The 2,044-nt window shown below is 71.7% G+C and carries 1 protein-coding gene; it reads right to left on the minus strand.

The window, feature by feature from the left end:
• Positions 1–252: 252 nt before the first annotated feature.
• A partial coding sequence (locus CVO76_RS11395; protein ID WP_208739331.1) for an aldehyde dehydrogenase family protein occupies positions 253–2,044 on the minus strand: 1,792 nt, incomplete at its 5' end.

A 2,044-nucleotide genomic window follows, 5' to 3' on the forward strand; every position in this document is an offset into this window, starting at 1 on the left:
GCGATGACCAGGGCACCGAGCACGGTCTGGACGCTCGCCAGCACCAGGGACGCGGCCACACCGGCGGCCATGACGAGAAGACCCGGGACCCACGCCCGAAGCTGTGGGTCCCGGGTCTCCGGGGTGGTGCTGCGGCTGCTCATCCGGGGGTCGATCCTTCCGGCCGCCCGGAGGCGGCGTGGTGCTGTCCGGATCGATTGTGCCAGAGGAAGGACTCCCTCCCCGGCCGGCGGCGGCCTCTTGCGACGGCCGTCAGATGATGGTGTCCGTCAGCGCATTGGGTGTGCCGAACCGGTGGGCCGTGATGCTGATCGCCTGCTCCTGCAGGAACGGCAGCAGCTCCACGCGGCCCGACTCGGTGACGGGCTGCGCATAGATCGCCAGATCGGGTCGGCCACCGGTCGCGGCGGCCAGCGGTGCCGTGTCCTGGCCGATGAGCCGGACGCGCCGTACGGGAAGCGAGGCCGCCCGGGCCAGCCAGGCGCCGTCGTCCTCGGTCGTGACGCTCTCGGCCTGGGCCTCGACCACGGTGCGGAGCGCGTCGGGAAGCTCGGTGGCGCTCGATACCGCGATCGGTGCATCGGCGGCGCGGGCCGCGAGGAGGACCCGCACGAGGTCGGCGACGGGTGCACCCTCGGCCAGGCGGATGGTCACGGGGTGGGCGAGGTAGCGGAAGAGGTTCCGTTCCGCCGACAGCGCCGAGATGTCCTTCACCTGCCCGAACTCGCTGTTCCAGCTCGCGGCATCCGACGCCGCGGAGCGTTCGAGGCGGGCGAGGTCCGTCCCGCTCAGGCCGGCGGCGCGGGCCGCGGTGAGCAGGGGAGCGGCTCCGGGGAGGGGAGCGTCGGTTGCGGTCGACTGCCGCGGGGACCAGGAACCGAGGCCCACGAGGTAGTTCGGGCCGCCGGCCTTCGTGCCCGCTCCCACCGCCGACTTCTTCCAGCCGCCGAAGGGCTGGCGCTGGACAATCGCGCCGGTAATGCCCCGGTTGATGTAGAGGTTGCCCGCCTGGACGCCCTCGATCCAGGTGTCGATCTCCCGGCTGTCGAGCGAGTGGATGCCTGACGTCAGCCCGTAGTCGATGTCGTTCTGCAGGGTGATGGCCTCCTCGAGCGTCGCGGCGGTCATGATGCCGAGGATCGGGCCGAAGTACTCCGTCAGGTGGTACGTCGATCCGCGCTTCACGCCGTCCCGCACGCCGGGGCTCCACAGGCGGCCGGACTCGTCGAGCTGCTGCGGCTGCACCAGCCAGGACTCGCCCTCACCGAGTGTCGTCAGGCCGTCGAGGAGCTTTCCGGCGGCCGGTTCGATGACCGGACCCATCTGCGTGGCGGGATCCGACGGGTAGCCGACGGACAGCGACGTGACGGCGTCGAGGAGCTGGTTGCGGAAGCGCTGCGACGTGCTGACGCTGCCCACGAGGATCACGAGGGACGCGGCGGAGCACTTCTGGCCGGCGTGACCGAACGCGGACTGTGCCACGTCCTTCGCGGCAAGGTCGAGGTCGGCACTGGGCGTGACGATGATCGCGTTCTTGCCCGACGTCTCGGCGAGCAGCGGGAGGTCCGTCCTGAAGGAGCGGAACAGCTCCGCCGTCTCGTAACCACCGGTCAGGATGACGCGGTCCACCCGCGGGTCGGAGATGAGCCGGCGTCCGAGGTCGCGCTCGTCGACCTGGACCAGGCGCAGGACCTCGCGCGGCACGCCCGCGGCCCAGAGCGCCTCCACCATGACGGAGCCGGAGCGGCGCGCCTGCGATGCGGGCTTGATGATCACGGAGGACCCGGCGGCGAGTGCGGCGAGGGTGGAGCCGGCGGGGATGGCGACCGGGAAGTTCCACGGCGGTGTCACGACCGTGAGCCGGACAGGCGAGAACGAGGCGCCGTCGACGTCGTCGAGGTCCCGTGCGCGCTCGGCGTAGTAGTGCGCGAAGTCCACGGCCTCGGAGATCTCGGGGTCGGACTGGTCGAGGGTCTTGCCGGTCTCTGCGGCCATCACCTCCATGAGGTCCGCCCGGCGGGCCTCGAGGGCGTCACCGGCGCGG

The organism is Arthrobacter agilis, from assembly GCF_002953615.1.
GTDB classification, from domain to species: domain Bacteria; phylum Actinomycetota; class Actinomycetes; order Actinomycetales; family Micrococcaceae; genus Arthrobacter_D; species Arthrobacter_D agilis_B.